The sequence below is a fragment of the Cecembia sp. genome (assembly GCF_007126775.1).
Taxonomy (GTDB): domain Bacteria; phylum Bacteroidota; class Bacteroidia; order Cytophagales; family Cyclobacteriaceae; genus Cecembia.
Window position 1 is genome coordinate 1 of record NZ_SLAP01000195.1, and the last position, 25,635, is coordinate 25,635.

The 25,635-nt window shown below is 41.7% G+C and carries 20 protein-coding genes and 1 pseudogene; 9 read left to right on the plus strand and 12 right to left on the minus strand.

All coding sequences use genetic code 11. The features are described from left to right. Positions 1-246: 246 nt before the first annotated feature. On the minus strand, positions 247-531 hold the full coding sequence (locus QZT73_RS12985; protein ID WP_291784062.1) for a TIGR03643 family protein: 285 nt from the start codon (positions 529-531) through the stop codon (positions 247-249). Between the two features lie 40 nt (positions 532-571). Here QZT73_RS12985 and QZT73_RS12990 point away from each other — a divergent pair, with 40 nt between their 5' ends. Both QZT73_RS12990 and QZT73_RS12995 read left to right on the plus strand, forming a co-directional pair. Beyond that, on the plus strand, positions 572-2,041 hold the full coding sequence (locus tag QZT73_RS12990) for a deoxyribodipyrimidine photo-lyase (RefSeq protein WP_291788568.1): 1,470 nt from the start codon (positions 572-574) through the stop codon (positions 2,039-2,041). A gap of 66 nt (positions 2,042-2,107) precedes the next feature. Next, entirely contained in the window at positions 2,108-2,332 is a 225-nt protein-coding gene (locus QZT73_RS12995) for a hypothetical protein (RefSeq protein ID WP_291788570.1), read from the plus strand. A gap of 97 nt (positions 2,333-2,429) precedes the next feature. On the opposite strand, the gene QZT73_RS13000 is transcribed toward QZT73_RS12995, so the two are convergent. The 7 genes from QZT73_RS13000 to QZT73_RS13030 all read right to left on the minus strand — a co-directional run bounded on the left by QZT73_RS13000 (position 2,430) and on the right by QZT73_RS13030 (position 12,168). Next, on the minus strand, positions 2,430-3,632 hold the full coding sequence (locus tag QZT73_RS13000; protein ID WP_291788573.1) for a hypothetical protein: 1,203 nt from the start codon (positions 3,630-3,632) through the stop codon (positions 2,430-2,432). Positions 3,633-3,639: 7 nt separating this feature from the next. Further along, complete coding sequence (locus QZT73_RS13005; protein ID WP_291777674.1) at positions 3,640-5,274, minus strand: hypothetical protein; 1,635 nt, start codon at positions 5,272-5,274, stop codon at positions 3,640-3,642. 113 nt (positions 5,275-5,387) lie between these two features. Next, entirely contained in the window at positions 5,388-7,562 is a 2,175-nt protein-coding gene (locus QZT73_RS13010; RefSeq protein WP_291788575.1) for an acylase, read from the minus strand. Positions 7,563-7,625: 63 nt separating this feature from the next. After that, complete coding sequence (locus QZT73_RS13015; RefSeq protein WP_291777679.1) at positions 7,626-8,483, minus strand: alpha/beta hydrolase-fold protein; 858 nt, start codon at positions 8,481-8,483, stop codon at positions 7,626-7,628. A 130-nt stretch (positions 8,484-8,613) separates the two neighbouring features. Continuing rightward, positions 8,614-9,831 (minus strand): ATP-grasp domain-containing protein, encoded by a 1,218-nt coding sequence (locus QZT73_RS13020; protein ID WP_291777684.1) that lies wholly within the window; start codon positions 9,829-9,831, stop codon positions 8,614-8,616. Between the two features lie 6 nt (positions 9,832-9,837). Continuing rightward, positions 9,838-11,262, minus strand: coding sequence for a leucyl aminopeptidase family protein (locus tag QZT73_RS13025; protein ID WP_291788577.1), 1,425 nt, complete (start codon positions 11,260-11,262; stop codon positions 9,838-9,840). A 99-nt stretch (positions 11,263-11,361) separates the two neighbouring features. Next, positions 11,362-12,168: a hypothetical protein gene (locus tag QZT73_RS13030; RefSeq protein WP_291777689.1), complete on the minus strand. Its 807-nt coding sequence runs from the start codon at positions 12,166-12,168 to the stop codon at positions 11,362-11,364. A 123-nt stretch (positions 12,169-12,291) separates the two neighbouring features. On the opposite strand from QZT73_RS13030, the gene QZT73_RS13035 reads away from it, so the two are divergent. Continuing rightward, positions 12,292-13,164, plus strand: a complete 873-nt coding sequence (locus QZT73_RS13035) for an SDR family oxidoreductase (RefSeq protein WP_291777692.1) — start codon at positions 12,292-12,294, stop codon at positions 13,162-13,164. Between the two features lie 89 nt (positions 13,165-13,253). Here QZT73_RS13035 and QZT73_RS13040 read toward each other — a convergent pair whose 3' ends face one another. The 3 genes from QZT73_RS13040 to QZT73_RS13050 all read right to left on the minus strand — a co-directional run bounded on the left by QZT73_RS13040 (position 13,254) and on the right by QZT73_RS13050 (position 15,302). Further along, positions 13,254-13,775, minus strand: coding sequence for a hypothetical protein (locus QZT73_RS13040; protein WP_291777695.1), 522 nt, complete (start codon positions 13,773-13,775; stop codon positions 13,254-13,256). A 76-nt stretch (positions 13,776-13,851) separates the two neighbouring features. Then, positions 13,852-14,814, minus strand: coding sequence for a sodium-dependent bicarbonate transport family permease (locus QZT73_RS13045; protein ID WP_291777699.1), 963 nt, complete (start codon positions 14,812-14,814; stop codon positions 13,852-13,854). Continuing rightward, on the minus strand, positions 14,811-15,302 hold the full coding sequence (locus QZT73_RS13050; protein ID WP_291788579.1) for a hypothetical protein: 492 nt from the start codon (positions 15,300-15,302) through the stop codon (positions 14,811-14,813). Before QZT73_RS13050 ends, QZT73_RS13045 begins: the two co-directional genes overlap by 4 nt. A gap of 88 nt (positions 15,303-15,390) precedes the next feature. On the opposite strand from QZT73_RS13050, the gene QZT73_RS13055 reads away from it, so the two are divergent. The 6 genes from QZT73_RS13055 to QZT73_RS13080 all read left to right on the plus strand — a co-directional run bounded on the left by QZT73_RS13055 (position 15,391) and on the right by QZT73_RS13080 (position 25,183). After that, positions 15,391-16,317, plus strand: coding sequence for a LysR family transcriptional regulator (locus tag QZT73_RS13055; protein ID WP_291788582.1), 927 nt, complete (start codon positions 15,391-15,393; stop codon positions 16,315-16,317). Between the two features lie 287 nt (positions 16,318-16,604). Next, a complete protein-coding gene (locus QZT73_RS13060; protein WP_291777708.1) occupies positions 16,605-16,985 on the plus strand; it encodes a hypothetical protein in 381 nt (126 codons plus the stop codon). A gap of 255 nt (positions 16,986-17,240) precedes the next feature. Then, complete coding sequence (locus QZT73_RS13065; protein WP_291777711.1) at positions 17,241-21,113, plus strand: efflux RND transporter permease subunit; 3,873 nt, start codon at positions 17,241-17,243, stop codon at positions 21,111-21,113. Positions 21,114-21,212: 99 nt separating this feature from the next. Further along, positions 21,213-21,617 (plus strand): four helix bundle protein, encoded by a 405-nt coding sequence (locus QZT73_RS13070; protein WP_291777714.1) that lies wholly within the window; start codon positions 21,213-21,215, stop codon positions 21,615-21,617. A 211-nt stretch (positions 21,618-21,828) separates the two neighbouring features. Next, the gene (locus QZT73_RS13075; RefSeq protein WP_291788585.1) at positions 21,829-23,196 is read left to right on the plus strand and encodes a TolC family protein; all 1,368 of its coding nucleotides are present in this window, start codon (positions 21,829-21,831) and stop codon (positions 23,194-23,196) included. Between the two features lie 223 nt (positions 23,197-23,419). Next, complete coding sequence (locus QZT73_RS13080; RefSeq protein WP_291777719.1) at positions 23,420-25,183, plus strand: efflux RND transporter periplasmic adaptor subunit; 1,764 nt, start codon at positions 23,420-23,422, stop codon at positions 25,181-25,183. Positions 25,184-25,401: 218 nt separating this feature from the next. On the opposite strand, the pseudogene QZT73_RS13085 reads toward QZT73_RS13080, so the two are convergent. Then, a pseudogene (locus QZT73_RS13085) lies at positions 25,402-25,635 on the minus strand (diguanylate cyclase); the annotation flags it as partial.

Below are 25,635 nucleotides of genomic sequence, written 5' to 3' on the forward strand. Positions count from 1 at the left end.
GTTCCTCACTCAGAATGACGGTTACTCTTATCTGTCATTGCACATATGATAAATCTATACCCCCCTTAAAAACAGCAAAGCGTCGATTCACATCGACGCCTAAAAGTTTTGCAAGGTTAGTAAAAAATATCGTTTGCTGTACGTTTTCAAAAGTACACCTTAAAGATTGCCCCAACGCAAAGAGAATATTAAATAAGCTTTAATTAAAAGTATACTTTTTCCTGAAATGTTAATATTGGGGTAATTTTACCGCTTCGAAATTTTATTGAAAGTGATGTTGCGCTGCAATTTGGAGCGAAATCTATCCAAGTCTTCCGGACTTTTGGCGCTGTGTTTTGTTCCTCTTCCCTGAACCCGTTCTCTCCACATCCTGAAGGAACTTGCTTTCATTTCCCTGCGCATCAGCGTAATAACTTCCTTTTCGGAAAGTCCAAACTGAGCGGTAATGGCATCAAAGGGTGTCCTGTCTTCCCAGGCCATCTCAATAATCCGGTCAATAGATTCTGTAGAAAGATTTTTGAGTTTCTTCATATTCCCTAAACTTTAGCTTTCTTCCATTGTTTTTCAATCAATGCAAAAAGTCAATATAGTTTGGTTCAAAAGGGATTTAAGGTTACAGGACCATGAGGCCCTTGCAGCAGCTATCAAGGATAGGATACCACTTATTCTAATCTATTGTTTTGAACCTTCCTTGTTGCATGCCCCTCAAAGCGAGTACAGACATTGGCGCTTCGTCTGGCAAAGCCTTGAAGACATGAACATGGAATTGGCAGGATGGGATACCAAAGTGCATATTTTTTACCAAGAAGTATTGCCTGTATTTGAAAATTTATTGCAATACTATCAGATACAGCAAGTGTTCTCCCATGTGGAGACGGGCATTGGGCTTACTTATAAAAGAGACAAGGCAATTGCCGGATTTTTTGAAGCCCATTCAATCGTCTGGCAGGAGTTCAGGCAGCAAGGAGTTACCCGAGGCAGAAAAAATAGGAAAAATTGGTCTAAAGACTGGTATGCCATGATGTCTGCACCTATCGCAAATCCGGAATTTTCCAAAGCAAATTTTTTAACTCTATCTAACACCTTTGTGCAAAACACCCAACAGTCTCTCATTCCTGATCTTTTGAAAACTGCTCAGCCGAATATGCAAAAAGGTGGCGCTAAGTTAGCTCAGAAATATTTAGATTCTTTCTTTTCCGATAGGGTTAAAAATTATAACAAACATATCAGTAAGCCCGAGTTGAGCCGTAAGGGTTGTAGCCGATTGTCTCCTTACCTGGCTTGGGGCAACCTGTCCATGCGGCAGGTATATCAAGCGGCAGAAAAAAGAAAAAAGGAGAAATTTCAAGTACGAAATCTGACCAATTTCCAGTCCCGCTTGCGCTGGCACTGCCATTTTATCCAGAAATTTGAGATGGAGTCTCAAATGGAATTCAGGCATGTCAATATAGGTTTTGAAGAACTTGAAAAACCCTTTGATGCAAATAAAGTCAATGCTTGGAAGGAGGCTAGGACAGGCTATCCTTTGGTAGATGCCTGCATGCGTTGTTTACAGGAAACCGGTTACCTGAATTTCCGCATGCGGGCTATGGTGGTTTCTTTTCTGACCCATCATCTCTGGCAGGATTGGAGGACCGGTGTGGACCACTTGGCCCGTTTATTTTTGGATTTTGAACCGGGTATCCATTACCCGCAGTTTCAGATGCAGGCAGGCGTAACCGGGATCAATACGGTTCGTATCTACAATCCGGTCAAGCAGTCCCAAGACCATGATCCGGAAGCGGTTTTCATAAAAAAATGGTTGCCGGAATTGAAACATGTGCCCGCTTCCTTGATTCATGAGCCCTGGAAGTTGACGGGTATTGAGCAAGATCTGTATCAGGTGAAAATCGGAGTTGACTATCCCGCTCCCATAGTAGAATTAGAAGCTGCGGGCCGTTTTGCCCGGGAAAATATCTGGAAGGCCCAGAAACTGCCCTCAGTACAAAAGGAAGCCAAAAGGATATTGAACAAGCATACGGTACCTAATCGTTGGCCCTGAGTTTTTAGAAGCTAGAGACGAGAATCAAGAGGCAAGAGGCAAGAAACAAGAAACAAGAAAAAATTTATGCATATTCAAGCAGAGAAATTGGAGTTATTAAAATTGATTTTAAGTACTGATAGTCAAGAAATATTGGCATCGGTAAAACAGATCTTTGAAAAACACGAGAAAGTTGACTTTTGGAAATCATTAACAAAAGAACAACAGGAGGAAATAGAAGATGGTGTTAAAAAAATTGAAAATAATCAAACAATAGATTACGATCTTTTTATAACCAAATTTAAGAAATGAGAAAGGTAGTTTTATCTTTTAAGGCCGCCCAAAAACTAGAAAAACTTTTGGATTATCTCCAAAACCAATCACCTAATAAAACCAATCACTTATTTTCCTATCGCTTTACCTGACTCATCCAGTTGCCCCAAGCGAGGCCTAGTCTACAGGTTATCAGTCCAATCAATGCTGCTATTCCCAGCCCTTTGATCAGATCCCAGCCCTGACTGATGTAGTTGGGGTGGAAGATGTAGCGGTAAGGGGAATCCGGATTGGCGAAATAGGGGAGGGAATACCGGCCAAAGAACCATCCTCGGCCATATTCGGACATCTGCAATTCTGCAAAATACCATTGCGCTGGAACAAAGCTGATCACAAAACCAATAGAAAGTGCAGCTGCTAAAAACCATTTATTGCTGTTTTTCCATTTGGCCACCATCAGGTCAATCACCAAAGCAGGAACCACCAAGATAAATGGGAAATGGAAGGGCTGAAACCTTGTGATGTAATTATATACGGGACTCAGTTTAGGTTCTGCCGGGAAAAGGGGCAAAATCCAGACCATGCCGGCCATCAATAAGGTATAGACAATGGCCATTTTTGTAGCCCCCCATTTGTATGGAGAGGCATAGGCCACGGAAACCATCAAAATCGGTAAAGCAGCCAAAGCCACCTGATAAGTCAGAACATGGTGCTGCCTGCTGAGGAAGAAATACTCCGCAAAGAAGGTATAGCCCATTACCAATAGAAAACCTGAACTCAATGCATATAGCCAGTGCAGGTGGCTTTTGGCTTTTTCTTGTATATCATTACCCAACCTGTTTTGTACAGCGATCACGGAGATCAGTGCACCAAATTGGATGACTATCATGCCGAGTCCAAGTACCGCATGTGGTGGGGAAAGTATTTTTACGTCCAGTCCGTAAGTGTTGTGCCACCAATCATCAAAGGGTGCTGATGTCAACATCGCAAAGGCGCCCCAGATGCAGAACATGGCGCCTAAGGAACCATAGAAAATACCCCAAAACTTGATGGTCTGTTGTTTTTCTTCCTTACTGCCCCAAAAACTGGTTTTGAGTACATTGATACCGGAAAAAATGCCTGATATGATGGCGCCTAGATAAATGGCCAAATGGGGAGGCGAGAGTAAACCGTCCCTTCCCACACTCATGTGCCAGGAAATATCCCATTGCAAACCTATTGCAATGCAAAAAGAAGCGAATACGGAGGCATAAATAAAGCTTGGTATTACCCGTGTAGAAACGGAAGACGCTGTTCTCACATCTTCTTCCAAGGTTAGGGTACTGAAATTCGTTTTCATATCTATTTTATTCAACTTCTACATCAAAGGCTCCATTGACGATTTCTCCGTCAATTTTTACTTGTATCCAAATTCTATAATTCCCTTTTTCGGGGAAAGCATAGGGAAAACTCACCATGCTGTGGTCTTCGTGCTCAGGGTCTTCCCAATTATAGTGAACCATATCACCCATTAAGAGACTGTCTCTTTCTGCATCTGGGAGCTTATCAAGAAAAGACACTACCTGATCAATACTATCCTGAAAACTTAGGCTTTGGGGGATATCCGTAAATCCTATTTTTCCCGACTTGAACCTTTCCAAAAGCATCTGCTGTGATCCCATAGAATAATTACCGGTAGGGTGGAGGTGTATGTACACTGAGCCGTCATGCTTCAATACAACAGCATGGCCCATCATACCTAAGTAAGCTTCCAGTTTAGCAGGCTCACCCGCAGGATCAAATAGTGCAAAGTCCAGATTATACAATTTCCCAGCCTCGAATTTTCCGGTTTCTGTTTCCCAAACAGCCGAATATCCCCCTGGCAGTTCTGTCTTGATTCCAGGTTTGCCGCAGATCATAATATCCCCATCCAAATTGATCGATTTGTTGGAAATCGGATTGGAAAAAGTATAGGTGTCATCTCTGCCTAAAACTACAGCTTCATTCGAAGCCAACCTGAAATTGCTTGATGCAGGAATATTCAACTCAGAAACAATAGTTTCAGCAAAGCCGGTGTAGCGTGTGATATCCGCAAAAACATGATATTCTCCCGAAGGTAACGGAGGCAATTTGACTTTGAAGTTCAAGGTGTCCAAACGTTCAGGATGCAAATGGGCAAATACATCCAAATCCCCTTTTCGGATCAAAAAGAGGTGCATGAGTTTGCCATGGTCAGGAACAATAAAACTTATTTTTCGGGTGATCCTTCCCTGAGTACTTTTGAGCGGGTCTACTGCGAGATGCAGGTAATTTCCATCGCGGTTACTTTCAAAAGTGGAAGTGCCGCTAAGCGGTTCGAACATGTAATCCCTATACTGCTTGGATTCAGCATCCCACCATGACTTTCCTCCCCAAAGAATCAAAAGCATCACGATGGTTCCGACTATCCCTCCGATTTGCTTCCTTTTTTGGCTTTTTAACGACCTTTCTACCCCTGGTTCTCGGATGGAATCGCTCATTGCCGAAGCTACAATAGTAACCATCAATATTACCAATAGAACTCCCAAAAGCGCAAGCACTATACCCAGTTCAATAGGCATTTCCTTTTGTGCAGTAGGTACTGCCATGACTGGAACGATGGCTTCAAAGGTTTCATTTCCCAGCTTCATGATCAATTGTACACTGGAAGTACCGGATTCCATAAACCAAAGTTCTCCTTCATATTTCCCCAATTCCCCTGCGACAGGATATAGGGGGTCTGCTTTCGGGGTTCCCTTCAATCCTGCGGACCAGTATACGGGTCTTGCTTCCATAATCAGGCCATCCGGATTCTCTGGAATGATCACGGTGACCATGGCTGTTCCAGGAACTACATCCGGGGGATTGATATTGGCCAAAACCCGATAAGGACCTAACAAACCTTCAAAAATAACTCCGGGACTCCCCACATGGCTGCTGAAGAGGACAAGCATTAGAATTGGAATCAGTATTTTTTTGAGCATGGTTTAATTTAATCTGATTTCCCAGGTAAATAAAAAACAATTCGCTACCCAATTTAATAAAAAATGGGCGAAAACCATTTCCGCCCATATTTTTGATCGATAATTTCCGTGATTTATTTTTTCTTTCCCGGCTGATACCTGATCCGCGCATTTTTTATCACATCTTCTTTGTAATAATTCACTTCTTTGAACTCCCCATTGGCATATTTTTCGGCCTGGTCTACAAAGTGCGGAGAGAAAGGATTACCGCTTTGTCCTCCTGCCAGAATGCTTTTGGCTTTCACTTTATCGCCAAATTCCACAACGGCCACAAAGCTATTTCCCACATTGCCATACCACCGCTTCGTATTGGGATAAGCTCTGCTGCCGTAGGCAGCCAGTGAACCCCAAAGTGAAGAATTATATCCCACAGGAAGGCTGGGCAGCTCATCAAAGAATTTGCCCTGGATTTCATTGGTTACCCTTTGGAAGCGGTTGATCGCTCCCCAAGGGGTATTCCAGCTGCCGAAATCCTTGCTTAGTTTATCGATAGCTTTTTCGAAAGCCTCTATTTTCATCGCATCACTGGTTTCTTCAGCCAGGAAATCAAAAATATAGCGGTCCCAAGGCCTGTCCAGTTCCCTGGCATCTGCCATCAGCTGTCCTCCCCAGAAAACAGCCAAACTGGTTCCCACAGAGTTTACTCCGGTCTTGAGGTCCCAACTGCTCAATATTTGCATGGGCTCCTTCAATTTTTCTTTTTTTGGATCTGTTGCAGGCAGGGCATTGTAAGCCTTTTGCAATGCAGGCACCAAAGGCTCAAAAGCCATAAGGGTAGGCTCGTATGCGGCGGAAATCAGGGATGCCAAGGTAAAGTTCTTTTGATCTGTTAATACCCTCACAGCATTCAAGCCCCTTGCATTTTCCAAATCCCAGGCCATATAGTCAGGATAATCCTCTTTTTTGGGACTGAATGGTCCTGCGGCAGTAAAGGGTGTGGAATTACAGTTTTGTATCCAACCGTTTTCAGGATTCTCAATGTAGATCATTTCATCCACCTCATGCAGTCCATTCCAATCGGTGGCGGGATTGCTTCCATCCACCACATTTCTCCAATCAAATTGAGAATCTCTAATGGGTATAAAGTTGCCATGGTAGTACACAATATTCCCGTCCTTATCTGCATAAACAGTGTTATTGGAAGAGTTGGTCTTCAGGTCCATGGTGGCCTTGAACTCTTGGTGGTTTTTGGTTTTGGTTCTGGTATATGATTGTGTCAAAGCTTTTTCCCTTTCCACCATTAGCGAAATGGCCACCCATTTACCATCATCTTCTCTGATGACAGGACCGTGATGGCTATAGAAGGCAGTGATTTCCCTTTCCAGTATTTCATTTCCTTCTTTGTATTTGAGGGGAATGGTTTTTTCGGTCAATGGCCTCCATTCCTCTCCAAACAGGTAGTGATATTGGCCATTCCTTTTTTCCACTGTCAGGGCAAAGTGGTCAATGGCATCAGCCCGGCTTGAAGTATGCATCCAACCATTGTACTCATTGAATCCTTGATAGATGAAGAATTGCCCCCAAGTTACTGCCCCATAAGCATTCAGCCCTTCCTCACTAACCATATGCACCTCAGGCCTGAAGTAAAAGGAAGTATGGGGATTGATCAGTAAGAGCGCATTTCCGGATTGACTTAATTTAGGAGCAATAGCAAAACCATTGGAGCCTCTGGGTTCTTCCATCCAGTCTCTTTCCTGGAGAACCAAATGGGCATGGAAATCTTTGTCGTAGAAAGCCTTTAATTGGTTGACCGAAATGGTTTCTATATCTCCGCCAATACTTCCCTCACTGAAGGTCAGGGCCATCCAAGGCTCAAAATTGGTGATCAGTTTGGGCTTAACTTCCGGATGGGTATGAAGGAAATAGTTGATGCCATCTGCCCAGGCATCCATCAGTTCTTTCAACCAAGCGGGGGAGTTTTCATATTCTTTTTTTACCACTGCCTCATCGATGTACAACTTCATGCGAAAATCCGTGTAGAGCTTTGATATGCCTTCCACTTCAGCCATCCTGCCCATGGCATTGATGTAATTCACTTCAACACGGTTAAAATCATCTTCGCACTGGGCATATATCATCCCGAAAACAGCATCTGCATCAGTTTTCCCATATATATGGGGGATACCCCATTGGTCTCTAAAGACTTCTACATTTTCTGCCCTTTGCTGCCAATGCTGGAGATCATTTTGGGCATAGCCAAAAGACAAGAAGAGCAGAAAAACACAGTATATTGGTAATTTTTTGATCATATTTGGGTGGGTTAATTTCTGGTCTTAAATACAGGTTTTAATCGCTTAAGTTGATACATTTTTTCAATTGTAACCATGTTTTTTAAATGCCTTGTCAATAAATAACATATGGAAAGGTAAGGCATTCGTCCAGTATTCCCAGGTATGGGCCCCAGGTCTTTCGGTATATTCGTGGGCTGTGCCATTTTCCAATAAAAGTTGGTGGATTTGTCTATTGGTGTCAATTAAGAAATCATCTACACCGCAATCTATAAGCAATGCTATTCCATTTTCATGCATCTGGTTCACAAGTCCGACAGCGGTGTATTCACTAAAAGGCGACTTGTATTGGATATTTCCCAACATCATTTTTTGGCTTGCTTTCCTTGCCTCTCTCAAAGCAGGTCCGGTTTTCCATAAATCTGTATCAATATTCATAACACCACTCATGCTACCGGCTGCGATAAATAATGCGGGGTTTTTGGCGCTCAGCATCATGGCTCCATGCCCTCCCATGGAAAGGCCGGTAATGGCCCGTGCTTCTCTTTTATCGATGGTCCTGTAGTTCTGATCTATATGCGGAATAAGTTCCTTGATGATGTAAGTTTCATATTGGACAGAATCCAACATGGGACTGTCGAAATAATAAGAGGCCGGTCCAACGCCTGGAGTAATAATCAGGACCTGATATTGGTTAGCCAGGTCGATCAATAGATTTTCTTGGGTCACCTTATCGTGCCAATCCGAAAAACTTCCCGAGCCCCCATGAAGTAAATAAACAGAGGGAAATATTCTTTCTGCTTCGGAATAGCCATCAGGTTTCACGACAGCTGCTTTGAGGTATTTGTCCATTGCCTGACTGTATACCTGAATAGTATCTACTTGGGCGGAGGCCTGAAATATCAAGCCTAGAAGCATGATTGCAAGGAATATTTTTTTCATTTCATCAAATCTAGTTTACCTATAAAAGTATGAATTATAAGGGGATGAAAAACCCAAAAAATGTAAACGGTAAAAAATGCTGGCTGATAAAATGGAAAAGGGATGAATATCCACCCCTTTTTTAACAAATTCAATGGAATTTTTTCACCTTTTCCTGCTCTGCAACAGAGGAAAAACCATCGGCTAATCTTGCAGCGTAGTTATTCAGTAATTCCATAACTCTTTCCTGTTTTTTGGATTTGACGATCAATCCGGCATGGTATTCCAAAGGGACACGGAAACAGACCTCTTGATCATCAAAAGAAGAGAGGTCCGGATGTTCGTATTTGGAAAGTGTAAGTACAATACCCGCATAGCCTTTCGTGACTTTGGGGAGTTTATAAGATTTGTCTTTGGAAATAGCATCCTCTATATTGGCCCACTCTGTCCATAGGTTGATATCCGTTGCCCCCTCTACCATTTCTGCCAAATGAGCTCCTCCTACCCTTGAAGAAGTTTCCAGAAAATAAATTTGACCATCTTCTTTACCTTTGATGAATTCCGTGTGGGCTGCTCCATTTTTCATTCCAAAAGCCTTCATTACTTTTTTATTGGCTTCTTTTATGGCTTTATCATCTTCAGTTCCATATTCTATATTGGCACTTCTGAATATGCCACCTCCTTGGGAGATCTCCATGGGGGTGGCCAAGTAGCGGGATACGGTACAAAAAATACTTTTACCCTCTAAATTAAGGCTATCTGCATGGTATACATCACCGGGCTTGAACTGTTCTACCAGGTATTTGATCCGATTGTCTCCCAAGTCATGAATATTTTGCCACAGGCTATCTTTATCATGGACCTTGATGATACCATTGGCCGAGGCTTCTGAACGGGGTTTGAGTACCCAAGGTGCAGGAATTGTATCTGCAAAGGTATTGATTTCCTCATCGTTGAATAGGGCTGAAAACGGAGGAACCAAGACGCCGGAATCATGTGCACACATTCTCATGGCCAATTTATCCCTGAAATACCTTCCTGTGGTTTGCCCCATTCCAGGAATCCGAAGGTTTTCCCTCAGATAAGTGGCTTTTTCTACATCATAATCATCCAATGCCACCACAGCATCAATCTTGGTATGTTTCATGATTCCTGCCACCCCCGCAAGTAATTTGTCCATGTCCCAGTCCAGATCCTGTCCGGGCATGTAATAGATCTCATCCAGGTATTCATGCGGCCAATTACTTTCCCTCAGCTTTTCTGAAGTAACCAAAAAAACCGTATTGCCTGCTTTTTTCAAGGCAATCAAAAAAGCATTTCCTTTAAAATAATTAGAAATGCACAAGAAAGTTTTGTGTTCCTTATTCATCGCTTCTTAAAGATTTTCCATGAATTTAAGTAATAAATGCACACCAAAGGCAGTACCATGCTTGGTTTTTGCAAATTCCGAGTCTCCAAAAGCTGTTCCTGCAATATCCACATGGGCCCATGAGGCATGTCCACCGGTAAAGCATTCCAGGAATTTAGCTGCTGTAATAGCCCCGGCAAATGGTTTCCCATGGAAATTTTTGATATCGGCAATTTCAGAATCCATTTCTTTTTGGTAAATGTCCCACATGGGAAGCGGCCAAAGGCGTTCTCCTACAGCATCGCCACTTTCCATTAATTTTTGGATAAGGACTTCGTTTTTTGAAAACAAGGCGGCACATTCATAGCCAAAAGTGCCAACAGCACTTCCGGTAAGTGTTGCGAAATCCACAATATGCTCAGGCTGGTAATTTTTGATCATATAGCTGAGTGCATCTGCCAGGATCAATCTGCCTTCTGCATCGGTATCAATTATTTCTATGGTCTTACCACTGTGACTTTGAATTACATCAGAGGGCAGGTATGCCCGTTTGTCTATGGCATTTTCCACACAGGGCACAATTGCCGTTACCTGAACAGGGATGTCAAGGTCTGCAATGAGTTGCATGGCTCCCAACACAGTGGCAGCACCTCCCATATCGCATTTCATATGTACCATGCCCTGGGTTTTGATATTTAATCCTCCTGTATCAAAAGTAACCCCTTTTCCTACCAGTCCAACGTGTTTTTGAGCATTTTTGGGCCTGTATTCCAAAATGATAAACTGTGGTTCTCTTTGACTTCCCTGCGCTACAGCTAAAAAGGCATGCAGTTGTTCTTTTTCTGCCTTTTTCCGGTCATAAATTTTAACCGTCATGCCATGGGATTTGCCTGCTTCTTTTGCCCAGTCAGCCAAATATTGGGGAGTAGCTGTATTTGGAGGGAGATCGACCATTTTAAAGGTCTGAATTTGGGCAGCAGCGATCTTCTCGGCCTTTTCTACGATTTTTTCAGCCTCGGAGAGGGAGTAGGAAACCCCCATTTTCACCTTGTCCCAATCTTTTGGAGCTTTTTCAGCAGTTTTGAAATGTCCCAAGCGGTAAGTACCCAGCAGCAGTCCAGAAACAGCAGCTTCCAATACCTGCTCGTTAAAATCTTTGGAAATTACCAAAAGCACATCCTCTTGAAACAGGTTTTCCTGTTTTGCTGTAATTCTCCTGAAGGAATTCTGGATTGATTTGTAATCAGGTTCTTTTCCAAGCCCCAAAAAAAGAAATACTTGGCCCTCATCGGGTTTTTCCAATAGGAATTGGCTGTCTTTTTTACCTGAAAAAAGTGCATTGCTTACCTGGGCAGAGGGAAATTCCAATTTAGAAAGAAAAGCATTTCCGCTTTCCAAAAAAGGAAGAATGACCAGTCCTTTAAATTGGTCTACTTTTTTGTTTAACTGCATAGAATGAAATTAAAAAGGCTCGCGCTTATTATTTTCAAAAATATAATAATAAAAGCTCAGCTAAAGAGATTTTTAAAGAAATTTATAAGGCAAAAATGCCTATTGTTCAAAAATCACCTGTCTTCCATCACTCAAGTTGACAATGGCCTTGTTTTGACAATCTGAATCCGCTTCATAATTTAGGTTGTGTGTAGTGGCTAAAGTCGTATTTCTAAAAATCCGCCATGTTTCTCTTCCGGTATTGGGTAGATGTTGCCCTGAAAGGATACAGCTTGCTTGGTATTTCTTTGGGTTATTGGGCTCCATGCGTATAGGTCTTCCGGTAATATTTCTTCCATTTAAACTACCGGTGACTTCAAATTCCGATAAAGTACTGTTTGTAAAAGATAAGGTGAATTCATATTCCCCATTTACCCGGGTAGAAGAACCAAACTGATCCAAGATAAGAAGGTCTGAAAAGCTTTCTGTTCTCCGATTAAAGTTTAATAACTGGCGAAACTCACGGGATCCTTCAATACGGAAATTTTTAACTTCATAGTCCTCATAGGATATAAGGGTAATCCTTTCAAAAGTACCCGGTTGTAGGAATTCTAAATGGATTTTTCCTTTTCGTTCAATGGTATTCCCTCTGGGACAATCCCTTTCAACATCAAAGTCGAGGGTAACTTTCCGGTCTGTTTCATTGATCAGGATATCAGGGCAGCCGGGAAGCGAAAGTGTATCGGCATTTCTGTAGGCATCCAGGTTTTGAAATGCAAAAAGATAGGACTCTTCCAGGGCAAAAGAAACCCTGAAAATCTCATTCCCCTCTACTTGAAGATCAGTAGTGATATCCTTATCAATGTCAGGATTGCAGGCGAATAAAATAACTAAGAGAACTAAAATATATGGTCGTGTAAGCATCATTAGAATTTGTCTGTAAATCTATACGCTTTCATTGACAATTAAAATGATGCCAAAATAGGGATTCCCTGCTTTTTTTTACTTGGGGGATTCTTTATATTCAAAAATCTATAAATTTAAAAGCATATGACACATACCGAAGGCATGCTCCGCGAAGGGGCATTGAAAGGAAAAACCATATTGGTTACCGGTGGAGGAACCGGTCTTGGAAAATCCATGGGAATTTATTTTTTAAAATTAGGTGCCCAATTGGTAATCACCAGTCGAAAATTGGATGTTTTGGAAAAGACGGCAAAGGAAATGGAAAATGAAACTGGCGGTAAGGTACTTCCTTTGGCCTGTGATGTGCGGGAAATCGATCAGGTGGAAAAAATGTGGACCGATGCTGTATCCCATTTTGGCAGGGTAGATGTGGTACTTAATAATGCTGCGGGAAATTTTATCAGTCCTACAGAAAGGTTATCTACCAATGCCTTCAATACAGTTTTGGATATAGTGTTAAAGGGAACTTCCAATGTGACCTTGACAGCTGGGAAATACTGGATCAAGGAAAAGCAGTCAGGAACATTTCTCAATATTGTTACAACCTATGCCTGGACTGGGTCAGGATATGTGGTGCCAAGTGCAGCTGCCAAAGCAGGGGTTTTGGCTATGACCCGTTCCTTAGCTGTAGAGTGGGCAAAATATAAAATCAGATCCAATGCCATCGCACCGGGTCCATTCCCAACAGAGGGCGCATGGAGCCGTTTGCTTCCGGGTGATTTGGTTAAAAAATTTGACCCTGCAAAGAAAGTCCCGATCGGCAGGGTAGGAGATCACCAGGAACTGGCCAATATTGCCGCCTACTTGGTCTCTGATTATTCTGCCTATGTCAATGGGGAGGTCATTACCATTGACGGTGGGGAATGGCTGATGGGAGCAGGAGAGTTCAATAATCTGGACATGATTCCTCAAGAAATGTGGGACATGCTCGAGGCCTCTAGGGGAAAAAAGGCATGAGCCCCAAAGTGATTTGGGGCTATCTCAAAGCCAAGTGGAAAATTAGAAATCTCTGATTGATACCCTCTCCCAATACTTTGGGGGAGGGTTTATTTTTTATCTTCTTTGAAAACCGGAGCTTTCTTGAAAGGAAGGATGAGTGTTCCATCCCAGTTTTCCAAGACTTTGATCACATTCCTTTCGTCGATAGAAGTGGTTTCAATAAAGTACCAACGATCGGCATCTCCTTCGGAGACAGCAATTAGATTTGTCTCATTGATCAACTGTCCACCAGGCACCTTGCTGGTAGTTACTACGGGTACCAATGCATGAATTTCCCCATTGGACCTTGTGTGTTGGATGGGCTCTCTTACACGGAAATCCTGTAATTTAATTCCCTTTTCATGTTGGTTTTGATGGATCATGAGCAATGTTTTTTTCATGTTTTCCAATCCCCCGGCCTGTTCAATCAATCCCGGATGGGTAAAACCAAGAATTGACTCAATATCCGAATTGATCTGCGCCCTTGCATAAGCATGAGCAGCATTGACGATGTTTGGTTCCACTTGGGCTTTGGAACCTTGGAAAAAGAGAAAAAAACAACATGCAGAAAGAAGTAAAATTTTCACCATAAAAGAAAACGTAAGTTATAATTCGCCCCTAATCTACTACCAATTTTAATTTGGCAACTAGTTTTATAAAGAAAAATTATAGACTTGAAGCTATCCAATAATAGACCGGAAAACCAAGGGTAATATTGAAGGGAAAGGTAACTGCCAGGGCCATAGGGAGGAAGATACCTGGATTGGCTTTGGGTACAGCTATTTTCATGGCGGCAGGAACAGCGATATAGGAAGCCGAAGCTGCCAAGATGGCAAACATGAACCTGTCTCCTGTGCTTTCAGTGATCCATTGGGAGATATAGGCCACTATCGCACCATTGATTAATGGAATAAGAACAGCAAAAATGGCAGTGAATTTACCGGAATCAAGAAAATCTTTTAGCTTTTTGCCGCTGGTGATCCCCATGTCCAAGAGGAAGATAGCCAAGAAGCCTTTGAAAATATCGGTGGTAAAAGGTTCTATTCCCCTGGCTTCTTCTTCGGAGGCAAGTAAACCAATCACCAAGCTGCCTAGGATGAGTAATACTGAGCCATTGGTAAAGGCATGGTTAACCACTTTCCGGAGCTTCATTTGTGGACCAGAACTTTCTGAATAGATTTTTATCAATAAAACCCCTAGGATAATTGCAGGAGCTTCCATCAAGGCCATGATGGCCACCATGTAACCATTAAAATGTTGGTGCTGTATTTCCAAGAAAGACACCGCAGTTACAAAAGTTACCGCGGAAACCGAACCATAAGCTGCAGCAATAGCTCCTGCGTTTTCGACACTAAGCCGCTTTTTCAGAATAAAGAATGTATACATAGGTATTGCACTGGCAACTGCCACTCCAAAGAGGACAGCCCAAATAATACCCATATTAAATTCACTATGAGCCAATTCCTGCCCTCCCTTAAAACCAATTGCGAAAAGAAGATAAAGTGAAATAAACTTGGAGGAGTTGTTTGGAATTTCCAAATCGCTTTTCAAACGTACAGCAAGAATGCCCAATACAAAAAATAAAAATGCAGGATTTGTAAAATTGTCAAGAAGTAATTGATAATTCATAGGGGTTGATTGGCTATATTTAGCTTGAATTCAATGGATTTTTCTTTTTGGAGCTGCGTAAACATTCCTTTGATTTCAAGTTGGCCCATATTGATCCGCTCATTTAGGAAGGGATTCTTACAGAGGGCACCAACGATTTCTTCTAAATAGGCAAGATACAGCGCCCCAATTTTAGAAGAAACTTTCGCTTCTTTATCAATTTCTTCAAAATTTTCCAAATAAAGGTTCATCAAATGCGTCATTTGAGGGAATTCCAATTCATTTTTTTGTAAGATAATATCCCTAAAAAAAATACAGTCAAGGTCCTGGGTAAAAATCAATTCCTCAAAATTGTCTTCCTGAATATATTTCCAAATCAGCGCCGGATCATCAATTGGGTTAATCAAGGCAGCATGTCGTTCCAAAATGCAATGATCATTACCAAACCTTTTCTTCAAAAACTTTCTAACCGAATGATAAGTATTACAGATAAATATTTTTCTTTTCATACTTTCAAATTGAAACCTTTTGCAAAAATCCACAGTATATATAATATATTTTTATTTATCCTTATAATGTTTTACATAAAAAATATTTATGAATTATACATTGCATCAACTCCAGGTGTTTTTGAAGATTACGCAGACGCAAAGTATTACCAAAGCTGCTGAGGAACTGCATTTGACCCAGCCCGCTGTTTCTATACAATTAAGAAATTTGCAGGATCAATTTGATATTCCATTGACTGAAGTTGTGGGTAGAAAGTTATATGTAACCGATTTCGGGAAGGAAATTGCAGTAGCAGCCGAAAAGATTGTAGAGCAAGTTCGCGCAATTAACTTCAAGACTGCTGCTTATAAGGGGCAGTTAACGGGGAAACTGAAAATTTCAGTAGTATCAACGGGTAAATATGTAATGCCTTATTTTTTAGCAGGGTTTATAAAAGAACACCCGGGAATAGAGTTGAAATTGGATGTAACCAATAAGGCTATGGTAATCAATAGCTTGGATGAAAATGAAATTGATTTTGCCCTGGTATCCATTTTGCCAGAAGCCATGCAGGTGGAGGCAATACCTTTGATGGAGAATAAACTCTACTTGGTAGCCAATAAGGAGTTTGAGGTAGAAAAGAAATTTTATAAAAAAAATATTTTTGAAGATATAGCTTTGATATACAGGGAACAAGGTTCAGGAACAAGGCTTACCATGGAGAGGTACTTACGGGATAATGGAATTCCGATTCTGAAAAAGATGGAGCTCACTTCAAATGAGGCCGTTAAACAGGCTGTAATAGCTGGGTTGGGCAATTCAGTCATGCCTTTGATAGGGATCAGAAATGAAATTCAGGACGGTGATCTTAAAATTATACCTGTTGAGGATTTCCCAATAGTTACCACCTGGAATTTGATCTATATGAAAAATAAACGTTTTTCACCAGTGGCAGAAGCCTTTTTGAAATACCTGAACCAGGAAAAAGAAAATATTATAAAAAATCATTTCAATTGGTTTAAGAACATTCAGTGAGTTGTCCCGATCTGGAAAATGGTGTTTTGATAATGATAAATGCCTCTAAGTTATAGAGACATAAACCCAAATAGCATGAGGGAATCTGTTTTATTTCCATATTGGATGTTGTATGCTGTGACAAAGCTGTTTTGGAGGCCCTCAAAATGCTCATTGGTCTTATGTTTACCGCCTACATCGAAAGTAAGGGTCTATCAATCAGGAAATCAACATATTATTAATTCAAACAAAAATTCTATACATTTACTAATCAAAACCTTACTACATTGTAGGGCGTAAATATTCTTGTGAAGTCATTTATCAAAATAGCACTCCTTGTATTCTATGTGTTTTTTAACGCAGGGCTGAGCTATTCCATGCATTTTTGTGAGGGTGACTTCCAAAGGATCAATATTTTTTCTGAATACAAAACCTGCTGCGAATCTAATACGCCCATGCAGGGATGCTGCGATGATATTTCCAATTTGGAGCTTCCTAATACCGATCAGCAGCTTTCTGATTTACTGGATTTCCATACGTTAAACCTGGTTCCTGTCAATCCGTTTTCTTGTCCGGAATATCCAGTAATTGTATGCCAATCAAGTGAGAAAACAGCTTTTGCTGATTCCTCCCCTCCCAAATTTCAAAATACAGCGATTTATATTTTTTATCAGGCATTCCTGATATAATTTTTCAACTCTTGAGGGGTAAGATTTGCCACAAAGCCACAAAGTGAATTTAAAATCAATTAATGAATTCCGTTAAATTCCAGATTGAAGGCCTGCCTGGTTTTCAAAATCCATCTGGTATCATTCCTTCCGGCCTCTCAAATTTCCTCTTTTAGGGTTAAACCTAAACAGTATACATTAATATTTAATATCCACGAATATCTAATTGCTTTATGCTAACAGCAAAAAGGTTCAACGGAATATGCCTAAGAATTTATGCTAAATAAAACAATAAAATTCTTCCTCGAAAATAAACTGGTCACAGTGATTCTTCTTGTGCTCGTAGTAGGCTGGGGAATTGTGACGGCACCATTCAACTGGGATACTGGTTTTCTCCCCAATGATCCGGTTCCGGTTGATGCCATTCCGGATATCGGTGAAAATCAGCAGATCGTTTTTACCGATTGGATGGGCCGATCACCTCAGGATGTAGAGGATCAGATCACTTATCCCTTGACCACCTCCCTCTTGGGTTTACCCGCTGTAAAGTCTATCCGAAGTACCTCCATGTTTGGGTTTTCTTCCATTTACATCATTTTTGAGGAGGATGTGGAGTTTTATTGGAGCCGGTCCAGGATATTGGAAAAGCTCAATTCTTTGCCTTCGGGATTGCTGCCTGAAGGTGTGCAGCCGAAGCTAGGTCCTGATGCAACAGGGTTGGGGCAGGTTTATTTTTACACTTTAGAAGGCAGAGATGAAAACGGGAATCCAGCAGGGGGTTGGGACTTGCACGAACTCCGAAGCATACAGGATTATTATGTGCGCTATGGACTTGCAGGAACTGAAGGAGTAGCTGAAGTGGCGAGTATTGGTGGTCATGTGAAGGAATATCAGGTGGACTTGGATCCTGTGGCCATGAAAGCCCATGATGTATCCATGATGCAGGTTATGAATGCTGTAAGGCAATCCAATTTAGATGTTGGAGCCAATACCATGGAAATCAACCAGGTGGAATTTATCGTACGTGGTTTGGGCTATGTGAAATCATTGGAGGATATAGAAATGGCTGTGGTCAAAATGACCAATAATGTCCCCTTGAGAATAAAGGATATAGCCAAAGTAAATATCGGTCCTGCCAGCCGGGCTGAAAGAGCCATATTGGACAAAGGAGGTGCAGAAGCTGTAGGTGGTGTAGTGGTAGCCCGCTACGGGGATAACCCCTTGCAGGTGATTGATGCCATCAAAGCCAAAATCGAGGAAATTACCCCTGGTCTTCCTACCAAAACCTTGGAAGATGGGAGCATTTCCAAGGTAAGCATTGTGCCTTTTTATGACCGTTCAGGACTGATCAAGGAAACATTGAATACCCTAAATGAGGCCATTAGTTTGCAGATTTTGATCACGATTATCGTGATCATGGTAATGGTCTATAACCTTCGGGCCTCATTGTTGATTTCTGCTTTGTTGCCTCTGGCTGTACTGATGTGCTTTATTATGATGAAGTATGTTGGAGTAGATGCCAATATTGTGGCACTATCAGGGATTGCCATTGCCATTGGAACCATGGTGGATTTGGGGATTATTCTGAATGAAAACATACTCCGGCACCTGGAAGAATCTGATGGACAAAAAACAAAACTCCAAATCATATATGATGCAACCACTGAAGTGGGCTCGGCCATCCTGACTGCCGTAATGACTACCATTGTCAGTTTCTTACCTGTTTTTACCCTACAGGCAGCGGAAGGAAAACTCTTTGGGCCCTTGGCTTATACCAAGACCTTTGCCCTAATAGCAGCTTTGATCTTTACCTTAGTTTTTATGCCAGCTTTTGCCCATTGGGTTTTTGGAGCAAAAGTAAAATCCAAAAATTACAAAACCGTACTTAATGTAGGCATGGCTGTTTTGGGTTTAATATTTTTATTTTATTCTCCTTGGGCAGGATGGGTGCTACTGGCTTTTGCCGGCAATCATCTGATCCATCATTTCTTCCCCGGGCAGACTAAAGAAGGCAAATACAAAAGCCAGATTGCCATGTTGATTGCTGTAGTGGCTGTTTCTGTGCTTTTGGCGATTGAGTGGAGGCCCTTGGGTTTGACCCAATCTGTTTTTGTAAATTTCCTGTTCATTACTTTGGTACTTGGTTTGGTTTTGGGTTTGTTTTCCCTTTTTATCCGTTATTATTCGGTTTTACTGAAACTGTGTTTGGAACACGCCAGGTTATTCTTACTAATTCCTGCTTTGATTATCCTTTTTGCAGTCAATATCTGGCTGGGCTTCAGTTCTGTTTTCGGTTTTGTTGCCAAAGGTTTTGATCAAGTTGGTTGGAATATCCGAACCACTAAAGTTTGGTCAGGTTTAACACATGCCTTGCCTGGGATGGGTAAAGAATTTATGCCTGCATTGAATGAAGGTTCATTTTTATTGATGCCCACTTCCATGCCCCATTCCGGAGTGGAGGCCAACATGCAAATTGTCAAGCAACTGGACATGTTGGTACAGGCCATCCCTGAAGTAGAAATGGTGGTAGGAAAAGCAGGAAGAGCAGAAAGTCCCTTGGATCCAGCCCCCATGTCCATGTACGAAAACATCATCAATTACAAGACGGAATATGTACAGGATGAGAATGCCCAAAAACTCCGCTTCAAAGTTGACAGGGAAGGCAATTACCAGATTCGAGTTGAGGGGAAAGACTGGTGGTTTGACCGTCAGGATGGGGCCATTTGGAATGATGAAAATGAATACATGCGGGAAGAACAGAGAAGAGCTGTAGTCAGGAATATTGAAAAACATCTGGTTCCGGATAATAGGAGAGGGCAATATTTTCGGCAATGGAGGGATGAAATTAGAACACCGGATGATATATGGGATGAAATCCAGATCCGAACCTCAAACATTCCCGGAGTTACCTCTGCACCTAAGTTGCAGCCTATCGAAACCCGCCTGGTCATGCTTCAAACAGGCATGCGGGCGCCTATGGGCATGAAAGTCTACGGGCCTGATTTAGAAAGTATCGAAAATTTTAGCCTCAAACTGGAAAGCTTACTTAAAGAAGTCTCTTCTGTGAAAGCAGAGGCTGTATTTGCTGACCGATCTTTGGGCAAGCCTTATATGGAAATTGACTTGGATAGGACACAATTGGGCAGGTTTGGGTTGAATATAGCCGACGTGCAGGAGTTTATAGAAGTGGCGATTGGAGGAATGACACTAAGTACCACCGTAGAAGGTCGGGAGCGATATGCCATACGAGCCAGATATGCCAGAGAGTATAGAGATGATCCAGAGGCATTGAGGCGAATTTTGGTTAGTACCCCAACAGGAGCACAGATTCCTTTGGGGCAGTTGGCGGAGATCAATTATCGGCCTGGGCCAATGATGATTAGGGGGGAAAACACTTTCTTGGTCGGCTATGTGCTTTTTGACAAAAGAGATGGTTTTGCTGAAGGAACAGTAGTAGATAATGCCAAAGACTTTATTCAACAAAAAATATCTTCCGGAGAACTGGAAGTGCCAGCGGGTGTTTCCTATACCTTCTCCGGAAGTTATGAAAATCAAATCCGTGCGGAAAAACGCTTGGCAATTGTGATTCCGCTTTCTTTGGCAGTGATTTTCCTGATTTTATACCTGCAGTTCCGGTCCACAGCCATGGTGCTGATGATTTTCTCTGCAATAGCTATGGCTTTTTCAGGAGGTTTCATGATGCTGTGGTTTTATGGACAGGAATGGTTTTTCGATTTCAATTTCCTTGGAACCAATATTCGTGACCTGTTTCAAATGCGTACCTTCAACCTTTCTGTGGCGGTCTGGGTAGGCTTCATTGCCCTGTTTGGGATTGCAACGGATGATGGAGTGGTAATGGGTACCTATCTCAAGCAAAGTTTTGAAAGAATCCAGCCTGAGAATGTAAAAGAAGTCCGAAAAGCAGTTTTGGAAGCTGGGCTGAAAAGAGTCCGGCCTTGTCTAATGACATCTGCCACTACCTTATTGGCCTTGCTGCCAGTACTTTCCAGTTCTGGTCGTGGCTCGGATATTATGATACCTATGGCCATTCCGGCTTTTGGGGGCATGACGGTGGCATTGATTTCATTGTTTATTGTGCCGGTACTTTATGGGAAATATGTTGAAATAAAGTTGAAATATCGAAAATAAAAAAGCGTGGAAATATACTTCGTGAAATATGCCTATAGCGAAATATGCTTGAAATAGGGATTTGTCGAAATATGGTAGAAATAGTTAAATAGAAACCTGATGGAAGAGAAAAAGAAATATATACCGCTAAAAGATTTGGAGATTTACCAGCTATTTAGGAAACTTTCAGCAATAGCCTGGGAAATATATTCAAGACTAAATTATCAGCAAAGAAAAATTTGTGGAGATCAAATGTTAGAAGCTGTAGATTCAGTAGGTGGAAATATCTCTGAAGGATATGCCAGATTTCACTATCTCGAAAAAATCCACTTCTATTTTATTGCAAGAGCGTCACTGTCTGAAGGTAAAGAGCATTGGCTTGATTTGGGATTGGAAAGAGGAATTGTCACTTCTGAAGAATGGAAGGAAATCTGTGCCATTCACCAACCGCTCCAGATTAAATTGAACAATACCATCTCAAAAACTTACGAAGCTAAGAAAGGAGGTAAAAATGAGAGACTATAAATATTCGGTTAATTGCACAAAGATATCTAAAGCCGAAAAAGGATTGAATAGGGGAAATATTTCGATTTTATTTCCATCTATTTCAACTTTATTTCTAACTGGTTTTGATGATGTCAAAATGCTTAAGGATTCCAGAAAAGGATTGATTGTCAGATATATTTCAATTTTATTTCTATTCATTTCCATCCTATTTCAAGCTAGCGCACAAACTTTGGAAGATTACCTTGAACTAGCAGCAGAGAACAATCCTGGTTTGCAGGGTAGTTTCAAAATCTATCAGGCCTCCTTGGAAAAAACCAATCAGGTAAGTCTCGAATCACCCCAATTGAACATTGGGGTATTTACCAGGCCGATGGAATTGTTGATGGGAAATCAGCGGGCGGAGGCATCGGTGATGCAGATGTTTCCCTGGTTTGGGATGCTAAAGACCCAAAAGGATGAAGCTACACTGATGGCGGAAGCTAAGTATGAAGAATTCCGTCAGCAAAGGAACCTTATTCTCTATCAGGTAAAAGAGACTTACTTCCAGCTACAGCAATTGCAAAACACGATCGATATTACCGCCTCCAATTTGGAGATTTTGAAGTCTTTAGAGGAATTGGCGGTTATCCGATATCAGGGAGGCAATACCTCTGAGGCCGTATCTTCAGTTTCCAATGCAGTCAGAAGCTCCTCAAGAAATAGCCCAAATGCCTCCTCGGATGGCATGGGTATGGGAGGAAGCAGTGCTTCATCGTCTTCAAGAACATCGGTCTCAAGTGGGTCGGGAATGTCAAGCATGGCTTCGGGTGGAGCTTCCGGCAAACTCACAGATGTACTTCGTTTGCAGGTACAGATCAAGGCATTGGAAAGTGATTTGCAACAAATGGAAGTGGATAAAAAGCCATTATTGGCAAAATTCAATCAATTGCTTGGGAGGTATAAGACCGAACAGGTATATATCGAATCAGCTATTTCCACAGAAAGAACATTGGATTGGGAAATTGCTATGTTGGAAGAAATCTTGGTAAGCAATCCCATGCTGTTGATGTTGGAAAAAGAAGGTTTGGCTTATCAAAAACAGGGTGAAATGGCCAAGTTGGAAGGCAAACCCATGTTTGGATTGGGATTGAATTATATGGTTTTTTCTCCAAGGGCTGAAATGGGTGTACCAGGGAGTATGGGTGGTATAGATTATATGCCTGCTGGAATGGGAAACAATATGTTCATGCCTATGGCCACGGTATCTTTGCCCATTTATCGCAAAAAGTATAAAGCGATGGAAACAGAATCCAAACTTTATTGGGAGGCCAACGAAAGGCAAAAAGAAGACCTGCAAAGAAACCTGGAAACCGAATTTGAAACCATCTTGGCCTCAATCAAAGATACTGAGCGGAAAATTCGACTTCTGAATGACCAAATTGAATTGACGGAGCAGACCTTGGAACTCTCTGTAACTTCCTATGCCACAGAAGGCAGTTCCTTCGAAGAAATCATGAATATACAGCGGGAATTATTGGACTTTCGATTGAATCTTCTGAATACGAGAATTGAAAGGGAGATTCAGTTTGCCAGGATTGAAACGTTGGTAGGTTTCTAAGCTTTGAGGTCTTTTTCAGACCCTGGAGGATAAGCATGAAATATTACTATATGGTTGAAATAAATAGAAATATTATAGGATAGTTAATCCATTATTATTTACACTCCCAATGGGTTAAACTAATTTATTGGAATAAAAAAAATTATGCAAGAGTGACAAGTCACATCTTTCACGTGGTGACAAGTCTCGAATATCATGTCTACCGTCTCATATTTAAAAAAAAATGAATACAAAAAGAAACATACTTATCATCATCATCGGCTGCCTATTCTTAGGCACTGTAGCGGGATATTTGATCCGTGGGGGAGGGGATGAGCATCCTGACCATGAGCATACGCATATAGACGAAAACGGGGTGGAATATACCTGCTCTATGCATCCTCAAATCCGTCAGAATGAGCCTGGGCAATGTCCGCTCTGTGGCATGGCTTTAACACCTGTCAATAACAAAAGAGGAGGGGAAAGTAGCCCATTTATTCTGGAAATGACTTCTGAGGCGGTCGCCCTTTCCAATGTGCAAACGACCCGTGTTAAGGTGGGGTCAGGCTCTGGTAAAATCAGTCTTACTGGAAAAATCCAACCCAATGAGCAGCGGACCAAAAGTCTCACTGCCAATTATACCGGGAGGGTAGATCAGTTATATGTGAACTTTACAGGGCAGGAAGTGCGAAGAGGCGAAAAGCTTGCGACCCTTTATTCTCCTGAACTGGTCAATGCCCAAAAGGAATTATTGGAGATGGCCAAAATCAAAGATCGTCAACCTGCATTGTACCAAGCTGCCAAAGAAAAGCTGAGGCTTTGGAAGATTTCTGAAGAGCAAATCGCAGCAATTGAAACTTCGGGAAATGTTCAGACGCAATTCGACATCTATGCTGACTTTGCAGGCGTGGTCATGGGGAGAAATATTGCTGTCGGAGATTTCGTAAACCGTGGTACGGCCCTTTTTGAAATAGTCGATCTGAGTACTGTTTGGGTGATGCTAGACGCATATGAATCGGACTTGGGAGCCATCAAAAAGGGTGATGATCTGAGTTTTCAGGTCTCCGCGTACCCCGGCAAGTCTTTTAGAGCCAAAGTGAGCTATATAGACCCAATACTCAATCCTGATACCCGGACTGTTGGTATCCGGGCGGAAGCGGTAAACAGCAATTTTGAATTGAAGCCTGAGATGTTTGTATCGGCCAATATTTCTACATCTCCAGCGGGTCAGTCCGGCTTGATGATCCCAAAAACAGCCATCCTTTGGACTGGGCCAAGATCAGTGGTTTACGTGCAGAAGGGCAATCGGGAGGCTCCTTCTTTTGAAATGCGGGAGATAGAAATTGGTGCCAGGGTTGGGGATGATTATTTGGTCTTATCAGGGTTAGAGGAAGGAGAACAAGTCGTTTCGAATGGCGTATTTGCCATCGATGCAGCAGCGCAGTTGACTGGAAATTACAGCATGATGACAAGGCCGGAAGTGAAGACCTTGGATACACCTGAGGAATTCAGGAAGCAACTGACCGAATTTGTGAAAAGCTATCTTCCGATCAAAGATGCCTTGGTGAAAACAGACGCCAAAGAAACGCAAGCTGCTATCAATCCAGCCAAGACCACCCTAAGTAAAGTAGATATGAAATTATTGGACAGCGATGGCCATGACATTTGGATGGATTTGTTGGGTGCTATGCAAAGCAGTTTGGATAAAATCGTCCAAACTATAGACGTGGAAGAACAAAGGAAGCATTTTGAAATCCTGTCTGTCAACCTTATCGAAGCCGTGGAGTATTTCGGAGTGGTGGAAAACACTATTTACCGCCAATATTGTCCTATGGCTTTCAGAGATCAGGGTGCTTATTGGTTAAGTTCCGAGAAGGAAATAAGAAATCCATACTTTGGGGATATGATGTTGACCTGTGGAGAAGTCAAGGAAACCTATCAACCAGGTAAAAGAGTAACTGTTTCAACGGATGCCAGAACTGAAGTGCAGGTGGGGCATTCGCATTAAAAATCAAAGGATATATAGGGGAATTCTGTAGAAATAATGTTGAAATACAATGGAAATATGTTAGAAATAAAGTAAAAATATTTCATGAAGTATATTTCAACTTTATTTCACTTCCCCTTATTTCGCCAAACATGTGCTGAGCTTTTCGAAGTAGGGATATTTCTGTCATATTTCACGAAGAAAAATATTCTTTATCTAAGAATAAATTAAGTTAGATATTATTTTTCATCTATAAATAAATCCAGATTTACAAAATGGGAAATACTCTTTTTTAGGGTATTGTCCAATTTTTGAGCTTCGGATTTATGCATACGAACCAAATTTTGGCTTCCTTCACAATTTTTATCTTCTCCCATTATTTCCAAAATTCCAATGATATTGGCCACTCTTGCCCGCATATCATGAGAGTGGTCGAAGGTCATTTTTTCGATAAATTCATTTTGTTTAAGGAA